The following is a 22,250-nucleotide window of genomic DNA, read 5'->3' on the forward strand; positions in this document are numbered from 1 at the left end:
TCACCCGATAGGTTCGCGACCATGCCCGGCCGTCTGCTCGAACTCCACGTGGAGAACTTCCGCAGTCTCCGTGACGTGACCGTCCCCCTCGGCCCCCTCACCGTCCTGGTGGGGCCGAACGGGGTCGGCAAGTCCAACCTGCTGAAGGTCTTCGACCTGCTCTCGGACATCATCCGCACCGACCTCCAGCCCGCCCTGGACGCACGCGGCGGCTTCGACGAGGTCGCGTTCTGGGGTGGTCCCAAGCCACCCACGTCCATGACAATTCGGCTCAAGGCAACCTGGACGACGCACGCGAGCGTCAACGCACCCGACGAGTACGAGCTCACCGTCCGCCGCCGCAAGCTCCGCAGCAGCGAAGACGCCTACAGCCTGTCCCGCATCGAGAGCTTCCAGTTCAAGCGCACCCAGGGTCGCGGCCGACGCATCACCGTCTCCGGCGAGGAGGCCAAGGTCGTCGACAAGCGGGCCGGGAAGGAGTCCGACAGCGGGAGCTTCGGCATCCAGCGGCTGAGCAGTGGGCTGTCCACCCTGCCGCGCCTGGCCAGTTCGGACGGCGGCGAAGAGGTCTCCAAGGTCGCCCAGCAGCTCTCCACGTTCCGGGTGTTCGACGTCGACGTACCGGCCGCGCGGCTCCCTGCCCGCCTCCGCCGCAGCCGCTTCTTTGATCTCTCACCCGACGCCGACAACCTCGCGGAGTTCCTCTACTACCTCAGCTCCACCGAGGAGACCTGGCAGGACCTGGTAGCCGACGCCCGGACCGTGCTGCCCCAGCTCGACGACATCGAGTTCGCCAGGCTCGGCGGCTCGGCCGACCAGGTGACCGTCATCCTCCGCGAACGGGGCTTGCGCCGGCCCACCCCGCTCGCCGACGCCTCGTACGGAACCGTCCGCCTGCTCGGGCTCCTCGCCATGCTCTACGACCCGGACCCGCCGGCCCTCACCTGCGTCGAGGAGATCGACCACGGCCTGCACCCCCAGGCCCTGGAACTGATCGTGGAACGACTCCGCGAGGCCTCCACCCGCAGCCAGTTCCTCGTCGCCACCCACTCTCCCGCCCTGGTGGACCGGCTGGAGCCAGAGGAGTTCATCGTCTGTGACCGCGACGAGGACGGGGCCTCGATCATCCCGGCCCTCACCACGGACGAGGTGCACGACATCGTCGAGGAGTCCGGTGACCAACCACTCGGCGAGCTGTGGTTCTCCGGGGTGCTCGGAGGCGACCTCACCGGCGGTGAACTGTGAGCCGTGGAGCACCGTTCATCCCCCGCCAGGGCCGAGGCGTCATCGTGCTCGCGGGCGAGGATGCCAACGACTGCGACATCCTGGCGTCGATCATCCGCCAGCACCACCCGAACCTGGGCACGGCGAAGCTCGTGCGCATCAACGACCAGGTGCGCCTGAAGAAGAAGACCGGGCGCGAACTCGCCACCGCAGTGAGCACACTGGTCGGGAAAGCCAAGGGCAAGGCGCTCCAGCAGCGCGGCCCGCTGGTCGGTCTGGCCGTCCACGAAGACTTGGACGGCTACACGGACAACCGCTACCGCACCGTACGCAAGACACTGTCCGAGGAGCTCTCGCGCCAGAGCCCTTGCGATGCGGCACTCGCCTTGGCGGCCTGGGAGTCGGAGGCGTGGTTACTCCTCTTCCCTGGAGCGTTTCCGCACGTCCGCCCGCGCTGGAAGGTGCCGGCCCAGCTATGTGGAAACGACACGGGGATGCTCAAGGACCCGAAGGAGGCCTTGAAGACCAAGCTCGGCGCGCCCACCTTCCGCGAGAGCGACGGGGCGTTGATCGCAAAGGCCGCTTATGAGCGGGGGTTGCTCGCCAGGCCTCAGGGCAAGAACCGCTCGTACGACGACTTCGTGGCCGAACTGACCGCGTGGGGCTGAGGGGCCGGGCGGGCCGAGGCGCCGCCCGGCCGTCTCACACCTCGCGGGCGAACTTGATGAACGCGGTCCAGGCCTTCGGAGCGAGGGCAAGGCCGGGGCGCGCGACGTTCTTCGAGTCGCGGACATGCACAGCGTTCGGGCAGTCTGCTACCTCAACGCACTCGCCGCCCTCCTCGCTGCTGTAGCTCGACTTGTGCCAGGCCATGGCGACCTCGATGCATTCGCCACCCCCACCGCTGCTGTAACTGCTCTTGAACCAGACCAGTTCAGAGTTGAGGCTCATGTCTCTCCCAGCAACTTCTCGACGAAGGACAGCGACTCACGGGGAGTGAGCGCCTGAGACCGAAGGATCGCGTAACGCGCTTCAAGCTCTCGAACCTTCGGGTTCCCCGTGTACAAGCGACTGTCGTCCTGCACCTCGGTATAGGCAATCCTCCGCTCTTCAGCTGTGTCGATCAAGTTGAACGGCCCGCCCATTGCACCGTGATCCTCACGATCCACTGGCATCACTTGAACCTCCACGTTGCGCTTCCTACCAACAAGCAGGATCTGCTCCAACTGACCTCGCAGCACTGACTGGCCGCCAGACGGCCTGCGGAGTACAGGCTCCTCGATGATGAAGCTGAGTAGTGGAACTGGACGCCGGGAGAAGATCTCGTGGCGTGCCAAACGCGCACCGACGCGCTGCTCAATCACCTCATCGTCGAGCAACGGACGCTGCATCCGGAAGATCGCCCGCGCGTACTCCTCAGTCTGCAACAGCCCTGGTACTACCTGGTTCGCGTACACGTGCAGCTCCACAGCCCCTGCCTCCAGCCGCGCCGCATCGCGAAAGAACGACGGATACCGCGCCCGAGCCACCTCCGCCTTCATCGCAACCAGCAGCCCGCCCGCCCCCAGCACCTCGTCCGCCCGGTCGATCATCTCCGGCTTCGGGATGCGCCGCCCCAGCTCCACCGAGGCGATCTGGGCCTCGCCGTACCCCAGCAGCGACCCCAACTCGGCCCGTGTGAGGCCCTTCCGCTCTCGCAGCAGCCTCAGCTGCGCCCCGAAGCACCGCAGGAATCCCACGGCTCCGTCGTCCCGTTCCGTCTCCGCCATCGCTCACCCCGCCACGTACACCGCGCACATTCTGTCGACCCCAAAACTACGCACAGCAACCACAACCCGTACCCGAATCCGTCCCGCTCCCCCGAACGAGCGCTCTGCATCACCCACCCACCCGGCGACCGACCTGTCAGCCGTGTACGCAAGCCCCAGCGGCCCGTACAACCGGCCCCCGTACAAGCGTTGCTGCTGGTGAACGGGGTGTCGCTCGCGCCAACCTCACTCCCATGACTTCCTCCCCCACCGCCTCGCACAAGACCGCGCCACCGCACACCGGCCACGCATTCGTCATGCGCTTCACGTCCACCCCGCGCGGTGCCCGCCTCGCGCGGCTCCTCGTAGGTGAACGGCTGGACGTGTGGGGCATCCCCTACCGTTCCCCCGCCCACGAGGCGCTCTCGCTCATCACCGGTGAGCTCTGCGCCAACGCCGTGCAGCACGGCCACGTCCCCGGACGCGACTTCCGCGTACGCCTCACCCTGACAGCGGAGGTAATCCGCATCGAGGTGACCGACACCCGCACCGAACGCCAACCCGCCGACACCCGTCGGCCCACCACCCCACCCCCGGACTCCGAGACCGGCCGCGGACTCCTCCTCGTCGAGCATCTGGCCGCCCGATGGGGTGTCACGCCACGCTTCGGCGCACCCGGCAAGACCATCTGGGCCGAGCTGTGAAGGAGCCACCTGGAGCTCGATCGGGCGTTCGTGCGACCGCTGGCTCGCCCTGCCCATATCTCCGTACCAGGTTCCGAGTCCGCCCGCTTTGTACGCAGGGCGTTCGCACGTGCGCGGATCACGTAGGTTAACTGCGTTCAGGGGGAGTTGGGTCGGTGGGCCTCGGGGCAGGCAAGAGGCCAGTGATCATCAGCGTGTCCGTGCCGGTTGATCACATGAGGGTTCTTGCCGTTCCTGTCGGGCGTCAGCCGTCTGCGGCTGTGGACGTACAAGGGGGAGACGATGATTGACTACCGCAAGGCACCAGCCGTTCCGGTGTGGACACTCGCGACGGGTGACGTCCGGGTGCCCGCAGTGGCTGGAGACGGGCCGATGACGGCTGAGCGCCTGGGCGAACTGCGGAGTGTGCTGGCCGCCCTGGCCGACGAGCCGATCGCCACGCTTGAGGTGCATCCGCTGCCCGCCGACCTCGACCGCAGCCGAGGCATCCCGCTCGATGCCGTGAGTCCCCTGGCACAGCACCTGTCGCAACTCGTCACGCAGACAGCGCGGAACTCCTCCGCTGCGGCCACGGCCACCGCCGCCGGCGAGAACCTGTACACCATGGTGGTTCCGGCGAAGGTCGCCGCCCAGCTCGGTCAGGGCACACTTCGCCCGATGATGTCGAAGGCGGTGGCCGGTGGCATCCGCGGCCCGCTCGTGGACCCCATGGGCCGCATCGCCTCCGGCGTGACGTTCGTGCCGGTCGGCAAGGCGGCAGCGGCGGGCGCGGCCGGTGGGGCCGGCGCGACGGCCGGTGTCGCGGCCGCCGGCAGCGCGGCGCTCACCGTGGCCGCGCCGCTCGTGCTCATGGCCGTGGCGGTGGGGGTGAGCGCGCATGCCGACCGGCAGCGCAAGCAGGCCATCGAGCACATCACAGAGCTGCTGGAGCAACTGCACGAAGAGAAGCTCGATGACGAGCACAGCGAACTCGACGGCTGCCGCGATGCCATCGACAAAGCAACCGCCATCCTGCTCGACCAGGGCAAGCTCGGCGTCTCGCTGGGACTGGACTCGGCGGTGCATGCCATCAACACGGCGCTGGGCAGGGCTGATCGCCGCCTTGCCCGGTGGCGGAGCACACTCGACAAGCTGCCCGACGGTGAGGCCGTCGAGATAGCCGCGCTGACCAAGTCGTTCCCCGGCATCGATGACCAGGGAGGCACCTTCCGCGCCCACCTCGAACTCGCCGCTCTCGCCCTCGCGCTGAAGCGGCGGGTCATCGTCCTGCAAGCCGTCGAGCATGCCCAGAACGACCCCGCCAACCTGTTCGAGAGCTTCACCCGCGCACTCAGGCGCGACCAGCAGCGCCTCGACGAGCTTGAGTCCGGCATCGCCGGTGTCCTGGTGAGTCTGTCGGCGCTGGAGCTGGCCCGCCCGAATGGTCTGCGGCCCGTCTTCACGCCTGGTGAAGTCGATCGACTGATGCGCGCGACACACCGGATTCACCAGCTCGGCGATGGCATCACGGTCAACAGCCGCGCGACAGACGTGGCGATCGAGATCGCCCGCGACAAGGACGGCTCGGTGGTCGTGTTCCCCGCGCTGCCCGTGGGTGCCTAGCGTGCCTTCGGCATCAGGGCTCCGGGGTCGGGGGTGTCAAGGTCGTGCCGGTGGAGGGGACAGGCCGTGCTGATCGCGTCTGTCAGGTACCCGGCACAGTGTTCGGGTTGCGGCTCGGAGCTGGAGTGCGTCGGTGTTCAGGCGTTGGTCGGGCAGAGCCTTGAATGGGACATCAGCCACCACTGCTCCGGCTGCGGTGACGCTTTGTACGAGTGCGGGCCAGGAGAAAGCTCCGTGCCGGACGACCTGCGCCGGCGGCTTCTGGCCGAGCACGGCGAGGCACGACTCATGCTCAGTGATCCTCTCGCCAGTTCGGTCGCTGTGATGAAGGTTCTTCGCGCCGAACTCGGCGAAGATCTGGCACGGACGAAGAGGACGCTCCAGCAGATCCGGGCCGGCATGTTCGCAGGGACGATGCCCGAGATGGCTCTCTTCGCCCACCGGCTGCGTGCCGCTGGTGTCGAGGCTGAGGTCGAGTGTCCGCAGCAGCCTGACGATGCCCCAGCCGGTGATCCTGCGGCTGGGCTCGAGGTCCGAACGGCCCGTCGCCCTTGACGGCTCGGGCTGGTGGCTGACGTACGCGCAGGCGGTCTTCGTCTGAGCATGTGTTCAGGCATGTCACCACGCCGCTGCGACGACGGCTGACGTCCGACGTAGGGTCGCCCGCATGTGGGCGGAAGTGGATCTGATCGACTGGGCAGCACTGAGGCACAACTATGGGTCCGCAGAGGACGTGCCCGGGCTGTTGCGCCGGTGCGCGGGGCCGAATCCGGAAGATGCGGAGCGCGCTGCGGACGACCTCCTCAATCACCTCCTCCACCAGGGTGGCTGGATATGCTCCGCAGCCCCGGCCGCGCTGCCGTTTCTGCTGCGCCTGGCCGCGACGCCGGACGTGCCGAGCCGTCGCGCGCTGCTTGAGCTTGTGTCAAGGCTGGCGTTCGAGGCCGCGCGGGTCGCCGAGAAGTGGGTGGATCCCGGCTGGCCATCGGCATGGGAGCGCGCCTTGCCTGAGGTTCTCGTCCTGCTCGACGCCCCCGATCCGGAGATACGGCGAGCCGCAGCCGATGTGATCGGCTCCGGCCGGAGTCCCGGTGAGCTCACTCTGCCTGCGTTGCTACGGCGCTGGCGGGCGGAGGACGATCCGGCGACGCACCTTGACCTGGTCCTCGCACTCGGCCATGCGGTGCTCCAGGAGCCGACCGGCGAGCATGGCCCCGGGGTCCGTACCTTGCTCCGCGGGCTGCTCGATGCCCCGGAGGCGCAGATACGCCTGGCAGCGGTGCACGCCATCGCCCCGGCCGACCCGGCCCTTCCGGTGCAACAACTGGGCCTGTTGCTCGAAGCGGTACGGGATCCGAGCGTCGAATTGTGGCAGCACACCAGCGCGGTGGAGACCGGTGTGCAGGGTGTCCACCACTGGACGGCTGCGCTGCTCACCGGTCCGTCTCCCTCGTTCGTACTCGGCCTGCTGGATGACCACCCCGATGTCGAGCAGCGGATCGGCGCCCTGGCGCGTGCGGGCGGGCTGCTGGCCCAGTGGCGCTCACCTGCCACCGCGGTCCTTCCACGCCTCGTAGCACGGCTGGACGACCCCGCAGCCGAGGTCCGTTTCCGGGCAGCCGAGTTGCTGGCCTGCCTGGGTCCGGCGGCCTCGGCTCACGCAGATGAGGTTGCCGCGCTGATCGGCGACACCGAAGCCCGAACCACCCGTAAACGGGAGACCGTCGCCGAGGCGGCCCTGTGGGCGCTCGCCCGGATGAACGACGCCCGCTGCTTGCCGGGCCTGATCGATGCGGCGGCTCACACGCGATCCGGTTTCGCTTCGAATTCTGCTCACTACCCGTCCGCCGACTGGCATCACGCAGTCCTCCCCGCGCTCCATGAGGTCGTCGGCCACCTTCCCGACCATGCCGGACTGCTCCTTCCTATGATCTGCGACCGGCTCGTTCCGGCTACGGACGACCACGTACTCAGCTCGTACTGCCAGGTGCTCGCTGACTGGGGCCCCGCTGCAGAGGGAGCGGTTCCGCACCTGCTCGGCCTGCTGGAGAACGACAAGGACCAGATCTGGACATCGGCAGCGAAAGCGCTGGCCGGGATCGGCAGTGCCGGCAACGAGGCGCTTGAACCTCTCTTGGCCCGGTCGGCCGCCGGCGGGGCACACGCGGAACTCGCGGCCTGGGCCTACTGGAAGGTCGGTGGCGAGCCCGGCCCTGCCCTGGACGCACTCGGACGGCCCGTCGCTGAGAGCGGCTTCCCACGCCCTTCCCTGCAGATGCTCGCCGCCCTGGGCACACACGCCGCCCACCACGAGGACCGGCTCCGGACCATGACCTCCGATCCCGAACCCTGGACCCGTGTCGAAGCAGCACACGCGCTGTGGGCGGTGACCGGTGACACCGAAAGCTCCGTACCGGCTCTGATGACTGCCATACGAGGGTTGGCCGAGGGCACATGGCTACCGGTCATGCTCCCCGCAGTGCGCTACCTGGCCCGAATCGGCCGCGCCGCCCGGCCCGCCGCCGAGCTCCTGCGTGGTGTGCCGACCCTTGATCAGCGGCTGCGCAGCAGCGGCGGGTGGCGGGGCTTCGTCCAGGACGAATCCATGAGGAGCGCCCTCCGCGAGCTGCTCGCCGCGTGCGACTGACACGCCAGAGATCGGGTTCAGGACGCGACTGACGCCACGACAGAACGTGACCTTCGCGGACGGGCTCTACCCATGAGGGTGAGTAAGGAATGCGTCGGGGGCATCTCAGTGTGCAACGCGAAGAGCATGAACGGCTGTTACGCGCACCATGTCTGACCCGCTGCGCACCCTCCCGATCAAGCCCGCCGGTGCTGGCGTGCGCTGCCTGCCCTGCATGAGGTGGGCCTCGCACCGCATCAGCAGCGATAGCCGTTCGGAACGTGGAGAAGGGCCACGAAGATCCAGACCATGACCGCAGCCCCGGCCGTGCCACCAAGGAGGGCAACCGCGAGGTTCCAACGGCCTACGCAGCCGATGAGCGCACCCCACCATGCCGCCGCAACGATCGCGAGCAGAGCCCCGTAGAAGATCAACGCAAGGCCGTTGGCCGCGCCGTTCACTCCGACGTCGCATGCCCGCCAGGCAGCCGAGAGAAGCACAGCCCCGATCACGCCCGTGGCCAGGCCGCCTACGGGGGCGGCCACACAGCCCCACTGCCCGCACGTCACTTCCGGGTCCTGACCTGCGGAACGTTTTCGCCGTTGCGCTGCGCTTGCTCCATCTGATCCATCGCGTCGTTGATTCCTTGCCGGAGCTGTTCCTCAGTCAGGTCGTCACCGTACTTCTCGTAGAGGTCGATCCCCACCCGCATCGTGATCTGATCGCCTTGGTCGTCGTCTCCCGTGAGCACCGTTTCTCCGAGGGAGGCGCCCTGGATCAGGGTGTCCGTGTCGAAGCCGGCGGCCCGGCCGACGTACCCGTAGTGAATGTTGGAGTAGATGTCGTAGAAGACTTCGCGGTTCGTTCCAGGCTGCTTGAAGTAGTAGTCGTCGATCGTCTGGAGGTCGTACCGCTGCTGGAGCTGGGGTTTGTGGTCCCAGTCCTGGCCCGGGGCCACCTTCGCACCCCACATCACCATCGCCGCATTGATGTCGGATCCGTAATTCCGCCCGAACTCATACCATTCCGGCTCATCAAGCAGGGTTTTTATGTTGCCGACGGTGTCCGACTTCGCGTTTCGCTTCATCTCCTCGAAGATCCACTTCTCCACGTCGGTGAACTTCTGCTCGCTGCGCTCCTGCCCTGTCGCGGGAATGACGGGCGTGGCGTTGGCGTTGAAGCCCCCGACCGTGCCATCAAGCAGGTTCCCGTCCACAACCACGGCTTCGAGCGCTTGTTTGACGGCCTTGTCGAATTCGTCCACGGCGCGTACCGCTGCAACGATGTGTGAGGTCCAGGACTCCTCCACTCCCTTCAGGTCCGGGTCGTGACGCAGGGCATGTTCCTGCGTCGGATCCTGAAGGCGTGTGAAGTCGAAGGCGGCGCGTCCTGCTGCCGAGACCGCCATGCCGGCGGCCACCGCGTCGTCCCGGGCCGATACGACCTTCTTTTTCAGGTCCACGAAACCGGAGTGCGCGTCTCTGAGGATCTTGGCGACCGACTTTGCCTCGGTTTGCGCCGACTTGTACTCGCGTCGGGTCGTCGCGAACTTCGTGTGCGCCGCTTCCACGCTGAGCCCATGCCAGTTCTGTCCCAGCGTGATCTTCTGGACAGTCTCTCCATAACGCTTCTCGACCTTCGCAAGGTCGGCTGCCATGGTTTCCCATTTCTCGGCTGCCGTCGTCAGAACAGTGAGATCGGCCGTCATGACTTCCTGATACGTCAGCACGGACTGATCCCCCCTACAGCTCGTCAAGACTGGATCTGACACCCCGGAGTTCGCTGCCCGTGCCGAGATCGTTCTGGAAGAACAGGCCCGAGGTGTTGCGTAGAGAAGCCTTTTCCGCGGAGAGTCGCCCCATCAGCACTCTGACCTGCTGGTCCCAGGTCCCCACGACCTTCTTCAGGCCGGAGGCAGTCTCCCAGCCGTCAAGTGTCCTGGCCGCGGTGTTGGTGCTCTCCTTCGCGCCATCTGAGACTTTCTTGGTGTCCGGCTCCAACTCGGTCTCGATGTCGTTCGCCGCCGCATTCTTCTCCGCGGGTGACGAGCCGAACAGACCCCCACCACTCGGAGCCAACGGGCCGGCCGGCGTACCGCCCTCGCCGCTCTCATCCCACGCCACGATCAGCCCCCTCCCTGAACCCCGCTCGGATCATATGCAGAACGACCGATGCCCCGCGGTCCACTTGGCTGAACTCTCCGGCCCGGCATTTGGGTCCCTGTCGATCATGATCGGCCGAGCCGTGGCGGGTGGACAGGTGGCGGCTTCGACGGATTCCAGCGCTGCGCAGCCAACTGTCGGCAGCCGGGGATACGGTTGTCAGTGATCGTCGGCTGTCGCCGACCGCCCGTCCCTCGCCGGGCATGTACACGAAAGGCGCCGTCGTGAAACCCACCCTGGCCGCCGCACAGTTGCGCGGCAGTCTGACCCAGTACCTCACGACGACGTACGCGCTGGCCGACGAGGACACCAGGCTGGCGCTGGAGCGGTTTCTCGGCGACCCGGAGTCCGGGATCTTCCGCGGGCCCTACCTGCGTATCCGTACGCCGTTCCACACAGCGGACGACGGGTGGCAGTCGGCGCTCGAGTGGGACCCGGGGTTTCCGCCGTACCGGCATCAGGCCAAGGCCTGGGGGCGGCTGAGCACACTGCGCGGGGCGGCCGAGCCCACCCTCGTGACGACGGGGACGGGGTCGGGCAAGACCGAGTCGTTCCTGGTGCCCGTGCTGGATCACTGCCGGCGGCAGAAAGCGTCGGGGCGCCAGGGTGTGAAGGCGGTCCTGCTGTATCCGATGAACGCCCTGGCGACCGACCAGGCGGGGCGTATCGGTGAGTATCTGGCGCAGCCGGAGCTGGCCCAAGTAACGGCCGGGCTGTACATCGGGGACAGGCCGGACACCGATTTCCGGCGGGTGATGACACGGCGCGAGGAGATGCGCAGGACGCCGCCGGATGTGCTGGTCACCAACTACAAGATGCTGGATCTGCTGCTGCAGCGGGCCGAGGACAGGGCGCTATGGGAGGGCGCGGACCTGACGTACGTGGTCCTGGACGAGTTCCATACGTACGACGGGGCGCAGGGCACGGACGTGGCGATGCTGCTGCGCCGGCTCGGGGCGACGGTCGGGGCCTCGCGGGCGGGTCGTCCGCTGGGCGACATCTGTCCGGTGGCGACGTCGGCGACGCTCGGTGAGGGCACCGGTGGGCTCGGCGGGATTCTCGAGGTGGCCGAGCAGGTCTTCGGCGTGCCCTTCGGGACGGATTCGATCATTGGTGAGGAGCGTCTGACAGCCGACCAGTTCGTCGGTGACGTGAATTACGAACTGCCGGATCCGCCGACGCCGAAGGAGGTGATCGAGGCGTCCGGCGGCCCGGGGATCGAGTCCCGGCCGGACCGTCTCGATCTCGACGAGTTGGCGTATCTGCTGCTGAACAGGCGCGCACTCGATCCCTTCAAGCTCGGGCGCATGCTCAAGCAGCACGATTTCACGCATGCGGTGCTCGCCCTGTTGAACGGGGAGCCGCTGGACGAGTGGGGCCTGCGCGACCGTATGGCTCGCTTCGGTTACTCCTGGGCGCGTACGGCCCGGGAGAATCCCCGCCTGGCCCTGGAGGCGTTGTCCCGGTTCGTGGCGCTGCTGTCCGCGGCGCGGGACCCCGCGTCGGACGAACGGCGGCCCCGCCCGTTGCTGCACATCGAGGCGCACCTGTGGGTGCGGCCGGTGAGCCGGGTGCTGCGCGGGGTCGGTGCCGCGCCCGAGTTCCGGTGGTACGAGGACGAGCGGACGGCTGCCAGAAAGGCGGCGCTGGGCGCCGCGCCGCAGGAGGAGGCGGAAGGCCGGGACAGCGCGGAGTGGCCCGCCGGCGACTCCCGCCGGGCCACTCCGCTGCCCGGCTCTGACACAGTGCGCCGCCCGGCACAGACCCAGCTCCCCGCCGTCTACTGCCGGCACTGCGGGCGGTCGGGGTGGGCGGCCATCTCTCCGGAGTCCGACCCGCAGCAGCTCGTCACCGCCGCGGACAAGATCTGGCGGGCCGGTGTCGGCCGGGACAAACGGCGTATCCGGTACTTCATCGCGGCCACAGCGGCCGAGGCGACGGAGGCGCTCGACGCCCTGGCGGGGTCGGCCCCCGCGTCGGGTGGCACGGATCCTCTGTCCGTCGTCGTGCTCGACGGCGCCGGAGGCACGTACCGGATGCCGGTCCCGGGCGATGCGGAGGAGTTGCAGGACGCCTGGTTCACCCTCGCCGTCCTGGACAAGAAGACGGCGGACGGTGCGGCGAAGGACGACCGCTGTCCGGCCTGTGCGATGGACAACGGCATCCGCTTCCTGGGTACGGCGCTGGCAGCGCTCGCCTCTGCGACGGTGACGCAGTTGTTCACAGGTGGTGACATCGCCCTGCTGCCGGAGGAGCGCAAGACGCTGCTCTTCAACGACTCGACGCAGGACGCCGCACACCGTGCGGGGTACGTGGCCAATGCCTCGTACAAGTTCTCTCTGCGCTCGCTGCTCGCGCACAATCTGGACGAGTCCGGGGCGCCGCTCGCACTGAACGACCTGATCGGCAATGTGCTGGACTCGGTCGACGATCCCGGGGCCCTGGCCGCTGTCGTGCCGCCGGACCTGCACGACGAGGCCGGTGTGGACCGCCTGCTGTCCGGCCGGGGCACCGGCGACGCGCGGACGTGGAAGCTGATCGGGGAGCGTCTGGCGTTCGCGACCGTGATGGAGTTCGGACTGCGGTCCCGGATGGGCCGGACGATGGAGCTGACGCGGACAGCGGCCGCCGAGGTCACGATGCCCGACCCCGCCCGGGTGGCGGCGCTGGCCCGCGATCTGCATCTGACTCTGCCCGGCCAGCTGGTGATGAGTCAGGGGTTGCCTACGACGGACAGGTATCTCGCCTTTGTCCGAGGCCTGTTGGAGCGGATCCGGACGCGCGGCGGGATTCGGCACCGCTGGCTCGACACGTGGATCAGGGAAGCCGGCGTCAATCAGTATCTGATCTCCGGGCAGCGTGCGGAGGGCATGCCCGCGTTCCCCGAGGGGTATGTGGCCCCGCCGCGTTTCCTGCTGGACAGCACGAAGGAACGCAGCAAGTTCGACACCGTTACCGGCCGGGGCGCCTGGTACCAGGACTGGACACGGCGCTGTCTGTCGCTGGACGCGGCCGGGGCGAGCGAGTACCTGCGTCGGCTGCTCCCGCTCCTGGCGGAGGAGGGGCTGCTGTCGGTGAAGGTGGCGGCCGACCGTGTCACCCGGGTGTACGGGCTGCAGCCGGGGCACATCGAAGTGCGGCTGCTCGACGACTCCGTGGTCAACAAGGCGTTCGTCGGCTGCGACGCGTGCGGCTGGCAGCAGGTCGTACCGCCCGAGCGGCGCACCCGCTGGTACGGGCACCCGTGCCCGCGCTACCGGTGCAAGGGCTTTCTGACTCCCCCGCAGTACGGCATGTCGTCCACAGGCTCCGGCTCCGGCGGTTTCGGCGGAAAGCTGGAACGCGACTACCAGGGTGACTACTACCGGCGCCTGTATCTCACCGGCGGCACCTACCGGGTCGTGACCGCCGAACACACCGGCATGCTGACCCGCCCCGAACGTGAGCGGGTCGAGCGGACGTTCCGCGAGGGTACGCATTACACCGATCCGAATGTGCTGTCCTGCACGCCGACGCTGGAGCTCGGCATCGACATCGGCGACCTCTCCGCCGTGCTGCTCGGCTCGCTGCCGGGCGGCCCGGCGAACTACGTACAGCGAGCCGGACGGGCCGGGCGCAGGACCGGCAACGCCCTGGTGGTTGCCTTCGGCGGACGTCGGGCCCGTGACCTGTACTACCTCGACGATCCGCGCGAGATGATCGCGGGAGACATCGTGCCTCCCGGGTGCTATCTGTCGGCCGTCGAGATCCTGCGCCGCCAGTACACGGCGCACCTCCTGGACCTCGCGGCCCGTGGCGCCCTGGTGACGGCGGACGGCGAGCAGCTGCAGCCGGTGCCCCGGCTCGCCTCGGCCCTGTTCGGGGCGACGGGGTGGTGTCAGGACCTTCAGGACGCGGCCCTCACCGAGGGGCCGCGCCGGGTGGAGGAGTTCCTGGACCTCTTCCCGACGGGCGAGAACGAGGACAGCGGGGTGTCGGAACACGCGGCCGGGGAGCTGCGTGCCTACGCGACCGGCGGCATCGTCCGTGCGCTGCAGGAAGCCGAGGCGGACTGGACCGGCAGGCGCGAGGAACTGCGGCGGCGTATCGCGGCGATCGACGTGGCCGTGGACGGGCTCCTCGCCGACGACCGCGAGCAGGGTCCTGAGCGGAGGGAGTTGCTCGCAGAGCGCCGGTCGACCGGCGATCTGCTGCGCAACCTCAGCCGGACGAGCGCGCACGGTGTGCTGGTGGAGCTGGGGCTACTGCCCAACTACAGCCTGGCCGACACGGTGACGACCCTGGAAGGCACGCTCTACTGGAAGGAGACCGCCGATCCCGTGGAGGGGGGTGCCGATGCCGCTCCGATCAGCACCTATCGCAGTGAGGTCCGTGACTACGAGCGCTCGCGCAAGCTCGCCCTGACCGAGCTCGCCCCGGGCAACAGCTTCTACGTCAACGGCTACAAGCACGTGGTGCGTGCCCTGGACATCGGCAGCCCGGAGCGGCGCGCCTGGGTGGTATGGCGGTTGTGCCCCGCCTGTGGCTACACACGGACCAAGGACGCCCAGACGGACACGTCCGCCTGTCCACGCTGCGCTTCGCGCGAGATCGCGGACGCGGGGTGCGTGAGCTACGTACTGGAGCCGAAGCGGGTCATGGCACGCGACAAGCGTGACGACGCCCGGGTACGCGACGACCGGGACGAGCGGGAGCGCAGGCGGTACTCGGTGCTGAAGACCGTCGACATCGACCCGGCCCACCTCGCCCCCGGATCCTGGCGCCATGACACCGCTGTGTTCGGCGCGGACTTCACGCGGCGTGCGGTGGTCCGGACGCTGAATCTGGGCCTGGACCGTCAGGACGGCAGCTCGACGGTGTCGATGGCAGGGGAGGACGTGCGGCTCAACCCGTTCTACGTGTGCACGAGTTGTGGTGGTGCCACGTCCGAGGGCCAGCCGGTCGTCGACCAGGCTCAGCACGCGCTGAGCGAGTCTCTGAGCCGGTCCACCCGGGCCAGTGCCCATCACCAGCTCTGGTGCCCGCGCCGTCGACAGCGTGGTGCCGCCGAGGAGCAGGGCACGGGCGAGGATGTACCGCTGCTGCTCGCCCATGAGCTGATCACGGAGGCCGTACGCATTCTGCTGCCGGTCTCCGTGGCGCGCGCGAAGGAGCGGCTCGCGTCGTTCACTGCAGCACTGTTCGCGGGCATCGCAGCCCGTTACGGGGGCGATCCCGACCACATCGACATCGCTGCGGCCTCGATGCCGGACAGCGGGGACGGGCTGGGCGCCGAGTACCCGAGGCGCTTCCTCGTCATCCACGACCGCTTGCCCGGGGGCACGGGCTACCTGCACCGTCTTGCGTCCGCGGACGGGTTCCGGGAGGTGCTGCTCAAGGCGCGCGAGGTGATCGAGAACTGCGGCTGCCGCGAGAAGGGCCTCGACGGCTGCCACCGCTGCCTGCTGCGGCGCGTTCCGCCGGGCGACTACGACAAGGTGAGCCGCCAGGAAGTACGGCAGATGCTCGACGAGTTGCTGGGAGCCGACGGCGAGGGTTGGAGCACTTCGCCCGTCGTGACGACACAGCACATTCCGATGGAGCAGCAGGCCGAGAGCGACCTGGAGGTCGTCTTCATAGACACGCTGCGCACGTGGGCGTCGCTGCCCTGCAGCCGTGCGAGTGGTGACGCGTACACCACTCCAGCGGGTACGCACGCCCTCGACCTTCGGCTGACAGGGGCCGATGGCAAGACGTTCAGCTGGCGGGTCTCCCAGCAGCGGGTGCTGGACGGCACCCGCCCGGACGTCCTGTTCGAGCGGCTCGACGCGCCGGGCCCCCGGGTCGCGCTCTACCTCGACGGTTACGCGTTCCATGCCGGCCGGAAGTACAACCGGATGGCGGACGACGCCGCGAAGCGGACCCGGCTGCGAGCGGACGGCATACGGGTCTTCCAGCTGACGTACGCGGACGTGAAGGAGTGGCAGCGCCGGGTCCTGGACACCGGATATGCGGGAGCCGGTCCCGCTTCCCCGGTCTGGCGTCCGTACGGTGACTCGGGGCAGGCGAAGGCCCGTGGCTACTACGCGAGTGTGCGCAAGGGGCTGCCCGGCGAGCTCTCCGAGACCGTATGGGTGAATCCTTCGGACATGCTCCTCGCGTACCTGCGCGACCCTTCGGCCGATCGGTGGTCGTGGCGGGCGGAGGCGGCGGTCGCTGGGCTGCTGGGAGCCGGGGCACGGGGCGGGCCGGTGGACTCGGTCGGAGACGAGATCGTCCGGACGTTGAAGGGTGCGGATCCGGTGACCGGGCCCGGTGGGCGGGTCCAGGTGTACGCGGCCGTGGACGCCTCGCAGTGCAGGCTGGTGTTCGCAGTGGACAGTCGCAACCGCCCACCCTCGTGGACGGCCCTGACCGTCATCGATGACGCGGACGGCGTCTTCGCCGACGAGGAGTCACACAAACGGCGTTGGCGTGGCTGGCTGTACTGGAGCAATCTGCTGCAGTTCCTGGAGCACGGAGGAGGCGACAGCCTTCAGCTGACGGCCGGGCAGTTGGGCGACTTCGCGCCCGAGGCACTGGCGGTCACGGGCGGGGCAGGGCTCCTCTCGACGATGCTCTCCTTGGAGGCGATGGTCGTTCCGGCTCCGCCGACCGCGCCGGCCGAGACCGTCATCGTTCCTGCCATGCCTGCCGCCCCTGCTGCACCCGGCCGGGACCCGGGCTGGCATCAGGTCATCGAGCATCTCGACCCGGACGAGGCGGGGCTCCAGGACCTCGTCCTACGCCTCGCTGCGGTATCCGGCATCCCCGTGCCGGCCGACGGACACGAGCTGGACGACCGTGGCTGGATGGCCGAGTTGGCCTGGGTGGATGCGCGCATCGGTGTCGTCCTCTCTCCGCATCCCGCCGCCGGAGACGATCGCGACCCCGAGAGCGAGGACCGGGACCGGGCCTTCACCGACGCCGGCTGGGAGGTGCGTCCGGCGACTGCCTGGACGGCCGACGAGATCGCACAGCGGCTCGGCGTACAACCATCAGACGGTGACACATGTCGTGACCAGCAGAACGACCGCTTCATGAAGGACGGGGAAGACCAGTCGTGACCAATCAGAGTGTGACCCTGCGCCTGCTCGACAAGGCGGACAGGGAGATCCTCAAGCTTCCCCGCTCGGTCAAGGGCGCGATCTACGACTTCCAGCACAAGTTCAAGAACAACCCGGGCTCCACCGGCCTGCAGCTCAAGCAGCTCAAGGGTCACGAGAAGCTGTGGTCGGCGCGCGTCAACGACGAGTACAGGGCGTTGCTGCTGCGCCTGGCCGATGAGGACTGGCTGATCGTCTCGGTCAAGCACCGTAGGGACGTCTACGAGCACCTCGACCGGCTCGCGTACTCGGTCAACCGCATCACCGGTGGTATCGAATACGTCGACCTTCAGGTCGTGGAGGAGAGCCTGCTGGCGGCGCAGGCCGCGAGCACTCCCCAGGCAGCAGCCACCACCCCCGAGCCGGCCCCCCGTGCGGAACCCTCACCCGGGCAAGCGGCCTCCCCGGCGCACGTGCCGTTGTTCGTTGCCTGGACCGAGCAGCAGCTCTCGGACCTCGGTGTAGCCGGGCCTCTGATCCCGGTCATTCAGGCGCTCACCACCGAGGACCAGCTGCTGGGGCTCGTCGACTACGCGCCGCAGCTGACCGGTGAGGTCCTGCTCGCGCTCTACGACAAGAAATCGTTCGACGAAGTCCTCGAACAGGTCACCGCGCCTGTCGCCACGCCCGAGGCGGTCGACACCGATGACTTCCAGGCCGCCGTCGAGCGCCCCGCGACCATCGTCACGACAACCGACGAGGCGCTCCGCGAGGCTCTGGAGGGCGAGGACTTCGGTCGTTGGAAGGTCTTCCTCCACCCCACCCAGGCCAAGCTCGTGAACCGCGACTACAACGGTCCCGCACGCGTCGGAGGCGGCCCCGGCACCGGCAAGACCATCGTGGCTCTGCACCGGGTGAAGCACCTGGTCGAACAACTCCCGCCGGGCCGGGACAAGCCCATTCTGCTCACGACGTTCAACAAGAATCTGGCTGCCGACCTCCGGTCCCGTCTTCTGGCGCTCGGCGGGGAAGCGCTCCTCGGCCGCGTCGAGATCAGCCATGTCGACCAGCTGGCCCTGCGGATCGTGCGCGAGGCCGAGCCCGGCAGCCGCAAGCAGACCATCGACGACAACCAGGCCGTACGCGAATGGCGTTCGCTGCTCGAAGAACTGGACGAGTCCGGCTGGGACGCGGAGTTCCTGCAGGACGAGTGGTCACAGGTCATCCTCGGGCAGGCCGTCGCCTCCCGTACGGAATACTTCCGTGCCCGCAGGGCCGGGCGTGGCCGCACGCTCACCCGGGCCGAGCGTGCTGACGTCTGGCAACTCGCCGAGCGCTTCACACAGCGCCTCGACCGCCTGGGCCGGCAGACCTGGGACCAGGTGTCCGAGCGCGCGGCACGGCTGGAGATGCAACGCGAGCAGCGCATTCTGGCGATCGACCAGCAGCGGGAGGAGGCCGGCGGACTCGACAACATTCACCTGCAGGCAGGCTCCGGCGGATGGCTCCGCTACCGCTACCGGCACATCGTGGTCGACGAGGCTCAGGACCTGCGGCCCGCGCACTGGAAGATGCTGCGTGCGATGACCGCACACAGCCGCAACGACCTCTTCCTGGTCGGCGACACCCATCAGCGCATCTACAAGAACCAGGTGACGCTCGGCAGTCTGGGCATCAACATCCGTGGACGTGCCTCGAAGCTGAGCCTGAGCTACCGCACGACCCGGCAGATCCTGCGCTCGGCGCTCGACGTGCTCAGCCAGGAGAAGTACGACGACCTCGACGGCAACGAGGAGACCCTGGCCGGATACAGGTCGGTCCTCAGTGGCGGGGAGCCGGACCTGCACGGCTGCACCGACTGGGAGGCCGAGCGGGAGGCCATCGCCATGCTGATCGACGGCTGGGACGACATCCCACACGAGCAGATCGCGATCTGCGTGCCCACGAACCAGATGGCGAGCGAAACCGCGACCACTCTGGCGGAGCATGGAATCCGAGCCCTGGAGATCGGTCCCGACGGTCCACGCGGCGACGACGGCGTGCATATCGGCACGATGTTCCGCTTCAAGGGTCTCGAGTACCAGCGCATGATCGTGGCCGGCGTCAGTGACGGGCTGATCCCAAGGGACGACGTGAACCGGAGGCGTACCACCGATCCGGTGCGCCACCGGCGCGAGGTCCAGCAGGCACGCTCGCTGCTGTTCGTCGCCACCACGCGGGCCCGCGACAGCCTGGACATCTTCTGGCACGGCACACCGAGCCCCTTCCTCGCGCCGCTGGTGACGGCCGGACGGTGATCCGGTTGCCGGTCGGCTGCGCTCTCCTCGGACGCCGCGTCACCCCGCCCCCAGCCGGCTGAGCGCCTCCGCCGCCGCGCCGCCGAGCCGGGGGTGCGGCAGGGCGGCCTCCAGGACCGGGCGGGCGGTGGTGTCGCCCAGGGTCCCCAGGCCCTCGACGCAGGCGAGGGCGACGCGCCAGTGCGGCTCCTCGGGGGTCAGCAGCCGGTGCAGGGTGCTGACCAGGGCCGGTACCGATTCGGGGGCCCGCAGTGCGGTCAGCAGGCGGACCGGGTGCAGGGCGTAGGCCGTGCGCAGGGTGTTGGTGGCCAGCGCTGCGGCGGCCCGGGGGGTCCGGGGGTCGCCGAGGAGCAGCAGGGCGTGCGCGGCGGAGACGCAGCGCTCGGGGTCACGGTGGTTCAGGAGCAGCACCAGCGCCTCGAAGGCGCGGCGGTCTCCGCGGCAGCCGAGCCGGAACGCCGCGATCTCCCGGGCCCAGAGCGGGCGTTCGCGTTCGACGAGGACGACGGCCAGCTCCTCGTCGTCCTCGGTGGCGAGCAGCCGTTGGAAGACGTCCGGGTCAGCGGCCTCGTGCGCGAGCCGGTCGGTCAGCGAGCGGAACTCCTCATCCATGACGGTGAGTTTATCGATGCACACGTATAGTGTTCGGCGAACTGTGTGCCAGCGCACAAGCTTCCAGGGCTGGCGCGCTCGTTACTCGCCGGTTAAGCTCAGGTGAGCGGGACACACTCCCCGCCGGCTCCGGTGGCCTGGTGACGCAGCCACCCGGAGTGCTTGTCGGTTCGGCAGTTCGTGAGACGTGGCTCCGGGACAGAGCCCCGTCACCTTTCCCCCCGGTGTGCCCCGAGCGGCCGGGACCGTGCACCACGACACGCGTTTGCTCCGCACGCCGAGCGCCGGCCGATTCCGGCCCCCCGCGCCGCCGTGCTCCTCACAGTCGTCACTCACCCTGGAGTCCCGTGATGGACACCCCGCTCACCACCATTGCCGTCGTCGGCCTCGGCACCATGGGCACCGGCATCGCCGAGGTCCTGGCCCGTGCGGGCCGTGAGGTCGTCGGTATCGACATCAGTGAGGCCGCCGCCCGGCAGGCCGTCGCCTCCCTGGAGGCCTCCACCGCCCGCTCCGTGGCCCGTGAGCGCATCACGGAGCAGGAGCGGCGTGACATCCTCGCCCGGTTCCGTACGTTCTCCGACCTCCAGGCCGCCGCGGACGCCGAGCTGGTGATCGAGGTCGTGCCGGAGACGTACGAGATCAAGCAGCAGGTCTTCCGCGAGCTGGACGCGGTGGTCTCCCCCACCGCGATCCTCGCGACGGGCACGAACGCCCTGTCCGTGACCCGGCTGGCCGCCGAGTCGCAGCGGCCCGAGCGCGTCCTGGGCCTGCACTTCTTCAACCCGGCGCCCGCCATGAAGCTCGTCGAGGTGGTCTCCTCCGTGCTGACCGCCCCGCCCGCCGTGGAGAGTGTCACCCGGCTCGCCCGTGAGCTGGGCAAGGAGCCGGTCGCGGTCGGCGACCGTCCCGGCTTCGTCGCGGACGGCCTGCTCTTCGGCTATCTCAACCAGGCCGCGGCGATGTACGAGGCGAACTACGCCTCCCGCGAGGACATCGACGCCGCCATGAAGCTGGGCTGCGGCCTGCCGATGGGCCCCCTGGCGCTGCTCGACCTGATCGGCATCGACACGGCCCGCACGGTCCTGGAGGCCATGTACACGGCGTCCCACGACCGGCTGCACGCACCGGCGCCGGTGCTCGGCCAGCTCAGCGAGGCCGGTCTGACCGGCCGCAAGGCGGGCCGCGGCTTCTACACGTACGACGCCCCCGGCGGCCAGACGGTGGTCCCGGACGCCCTGACACCGGCGGAGAGCGCGGGCGCGGTGACCGGGCGCACGGTCTCGTCGGTGGGCGTGGCCGGGTCGGGGACCATGGCCTCGGGCATCGCGGAGGTCTTCGCGAAGGCCGGGTACGCCGTGGTGCTCGCCGCGCGCAGCCAGGAGAAGGCGGACACGGCCAAGGCGCGGATCGCCAAGTCCTTGGGCCGTTCGGTCGCCAAGAGGCGGCTCACCGAGGAGGCGCGGGACGAGACCCTCGCCCGTATCACCCCGGCGGGCTCGCTGGACTCCTTCGCCGACGTGGATCTCGCCGTGGAGGCGGTCGCCGAGGACCTGGAGGTCAAGCGGCAGCTCTTCCAGACGCTGGACAAGGTCTGCAAGCCGGGCGCGGTGCTCGCCACCACGACCTCGTCGCTGCCGGTCGTGGCGGTCGCCCGGGTGACCTCGCGCCCCGAGGACGTCATCGGGATGCACTTCTTCAACCCGGCGCCCGCGATGAAGCTCGTCGAGGTGGTCCGCACGGTGCTGACGGCCGACGACGTCCACGCCACGGTCCGCGAGGTCTGCGTGAAGGTGCGCAAGCACCCGGTCGACTGCGGTGACCGGGCCGGGTTCATCGTGAACGCGCTGCTGTTCCCCTACCTCAACAACGCGATCAAGATGGTCGAGGAGCACTACGCGACGCTCGACGACATCGACGCGGCGATGAAGCTGGGCGGCGGCTACCCCATGGGGCCCTTCGAGCTCCTGGACGTCGTCGGCCTGGACGTCTCGCTCGCCATCGAGAAGGTTCTGCACAGCGAGTTCCGCGACCCGGGCCTGGCCCCGGCGCCGCTGCTGGAGCATCTGGTGGCCGCGGGCTGCCTCGGCCGCAAGACGGGTCGTGGCTTCCGCGAATATGCCCGCCGCTGAGCCGGGAGCCGGGTGGGGCAGGTGGGGCGGGCTGCTGGGACCCTCCGGCGACCCGCCCCCACAGGCGCACCCGTCCGCG

15 protein-coding genes are annotated in these 22,250 nt (G+C 69.0%); 9 read left to right on the plus strand and 6 right to left on the minus strand.

The genetic code is table 11. From position 1 onward, the window contains the following. Positions 1-21: 21 nt before the first annotated feature. A complete protein-coding gene (locus JKV81_RS32760) occupies positions 22-1,245 on the plus strand; it encodes an AAA family ATPase (protein ID WP_202079264.1) in 1,224 nt (407 codons plus the stop codon). 44 nt (positions 1,246-1,289) lie between these two features. After that, positions 1,290-1,892, plus strand: coding sequence for a hypothetical protein (locus JKV81_RS32765; RefSeq protein ID WP_202079266.1), 603 nt, complete (start codon positions 1,290-1,292; stop codon positions 1,890-1,892). Positions 1,893-1,926: 34 nt separating this feature from the next. Here JKV81_RS32765 and JKV81_RS32770 read toward each other — a convergent pair whose 3' ends face one another. Further along, on the minus strand, positions 1,927-2,175 hold the full coding sequence (locus JKV81_RS32770) for a DUF397 domain-containing protein (protein ID WP_202079268.1): 249 nt from the start codon (positions 2,173-2,175) through the stop codon (positions 1,927-1,929). Continuing rightward, positions 2,172-2,993, minus strand: a complete 822-nt coding sequence (locus JKV81_RS32775; RefSeq protein WP_202079270.1) for a helix-turn-helix domain-containing protein — start codon at positions 2,991-2,993, stop codon at positions 2,172-2,174. The genes JKV81_RS32770 and JKV81_RS32775 overlap by 4 nt, the downstream gene beginning before the upstream one ends. A gap of 233 nt (positions 2,994-3,226) precedes the next feature. Here JKV81_RS32775 and JKV81_RS32780 point away from each other — a divergent pair, with 233 nt between their 5' ends. From JKV81_RS32780 to JKV81_RS32795, 4 genes are all read left to right on the plus strand, one after another. Beyond that, on the plus strand, positions 3,227-3,676 hold the full coding sequence (locus JKV81_RS32780; RefSeq protein WP_236058375.1) for an ATP-binding protein: 450 nt from the start codon (positions 3,227-3,229) through the stop codon (positions 3,674-3,676). Positions 3,677-3,958: 282 nt separating this feature from the next. Then, complete coding sequence (locus JKV81_RS32785) at positions 3,959-5,278, plus strand: hypothetical protein (protein ID WP_202079353.1); 1,320 nt, start codon at positions 3,959-3,961, stop codon at positions 5,276-5,278. A gap of 234 nt (positions 5,279-5,512) precedes the next feature. After that, the gene (locus JKV81_RS32790) at positions 5,513-5,833 is read left to right on the plus strand and encodes a hypothetical protein (RefSeq protein ID WP_202079272.1); all 321 of its coding nucleotides are present in this window, start codon (positions 5,513-5,515) and stop codon (positions 5,831-5,833) included. Positions 5,834-5,945: 112 nt separating this feature from the next. Beyond that, complete coding sequence (locus JKV81_RS32795; RefSeq protein WP_202079274.1) at positions 5,946-7,925, plus strand: hypothetical protein; 1,980 nt, start codon at positions 5,946-5,948, stop codon at positions 7,923-7,925. 236 nt (positions 7,926-8,161) lie between these two features. On the opposite strand, the gene JKV81_RS32800 is transcribed toward JKV81_RS32795, so the two are convergent. The 3 genes from JKV81_RS32800 to JKV81_RS32810 are packed head-to-tail and all read right to left on the minus strand — an operon-like array spanning position 8,162 to position 10,027. Further along, positions 8,162-8,449, minus strand: coding sequence for a hypothetical protein (locus tag JKV81_RS32800; RefSeq protein WP_241748566.1), 288 nt, complete (start codon positions 8,447-8,449; stop codon positions 8,162-8,164). 20 nt (positions 8,450-8,469) lie between these two features. After that, the gene (locus tag JKV81_RS32805; RefSeq protein WP_202079276.1) at positions 8,470-9,633 is read right to left on the minus strand and encodes a polymorphic toxin type 44 domain-containing protein; all 1,164 of its coding nucleotides are present in this window, start codon (positions 9,631-9,633) and stop codon (positions 8,470-8,472) included. A gap of 13 nt (positions 9,634-9,646) precedes the next feature. After that, positions 9,647-10,027 (minus strand): hypothetical protein, encoded by a 381-nt coding sequence (locus JKV81_RS32810; protein ID WP_129266426.1) that lies wholly within the window; start codon positions 10,025-10,027, stop codon positions 9,647-9,649. 263 nt (positions 10,028-10,290) lie between these two features. On the opposite strand from JKV81_RS32810, the gene JKV81_RS32815 reads away from it, so the two are divergent. Together JKV81_RS32815 and JKV81_RS32820 are read left to right on the plus strand one after the other, a co-directional pair. Continuing rightward, positions 10,291-17,151: a DEAD/DEAH box helicase gene (locus JKV81_RS32815; protein ID WP_202079278.1), complete on the plus strand. Its 6,861-nt coding sequence runs from the start codon at positions 10,291-10,293 to the stop codon at positions 17,149-17,151. After that, on the plus strand, positions 17,148-19,427 hold the full coding sequence (locus tag JKV81_RS32820; protein ID WP_202079280.1) for a UvrD-helicase domain-containing protein: 2,280 nt from the start codon (positions 17,148-17,150) through the stop codon (positions 19,425-19,427). Before JKV81_RS32815 ends, JKV81_RS32820 begins: the two co-directional genes overlap by 4 nt. A gap of 39 nt (positions 19,428-19,466) precedes the next feature. Here JKV81_RS32820 and JKV81_RS32825 read toward each other — a convergent pair whose 3' ends face one another. Continuing rightward, positions 19,467-20,039, minus strand: coding sequence for an adenylosuccinate lyase (locus JKV81_RS32825; RefSeq protein WP_236058377.1), 573 nt, complete (start codon positions 20,037-20,039; stop codon positions 19,467-19,469). A gap of 350 nt (positions 20,040-20,389) precedes the next feature. Between JKV81_RS32825 and JKV81_RS32830 the strand changes: the two genes are divergently transcribed. After that, positions 20,390-22,171, plus strand: a complete 1,782-nt coding sequence (locus tag JKV81_RS32830) for a 3-hydroxyacyl-CoA dehydrogenase family protein (protein ID WP_202079282.1) — start codon at positions 20,390-20,392, stop codon at positions 22,169-22,171. The last annotated feature ends 79 nt before the right edge of the window (positions 22,172-22,250 follow it).

The organism is Streptomyces silvae, assembly GCF_016745505.1.
Lineage (GTDB): Bacteria > Actinomycetota > Actinomycetes > Streptomycetales > Streptomycetaceae > Streptomyces > Streptomyces silvae.

Bases quoted from the DNA above. Each gene is read 5' to 3' on its own strand.
- JKV81_RS32760 (WP_202079264.1), top strand. From the start codon at position 22: ATGCCCGGCCGTCTGCTCGAACTCCACGTGGAGAACTTCCGCAGTCTC.
- JKV81_RS32770 (WP_202079268.1), bottom strand. From the start codon at position 2,175: ATGAGCCTCAACTCTGAACTGGTCTGGTTCAAGAGCAGTTACAGCAGC.
- JKV81_RS32775 (WP_202079270.1), bottom strand. From the start codon at position 2,993: ATGGCGGAGACGGAACGGGACGACGGAGCCGTGGGATTCCTGCGGTGC.
- JKV81_RS32780 (WP_236058375.1), top strand. From the start codon at position 3,227: ATGACTTCCTCCCCCACCGCCTCGCACAAGACCGCGCCACCGCACACC.
- JKV81_RS32785 (WP_202079353.1), top strand. From the start codon at position 3,959: ATGATTGACTACCGCAAGGCACCAGCCGTTCCGGTGTGGACACTCGCG.
- JKV81_RS32795 (WP_202079274.1), top strand. From the start codon at position 5,946: ATGTGGGCGGAAGTGGATCTGATCGACTGGGCAGCACTGAGGCACAAC.
- JKV81_RS32825 (WP_236058377.1), bottom strand. From the start codon at position 20,039: ATGGATGAGGAGTTCCGCTCGCTGACCGACCGGCTCGCGCACGAGGCC.
- JKV81_RS32830 (WP_202079282.1), top strand. From the start codon at position 20,390: ATGGACACCCCGCTCACCACCATTGCCGTCGTCGGCCTCGGCACCATG.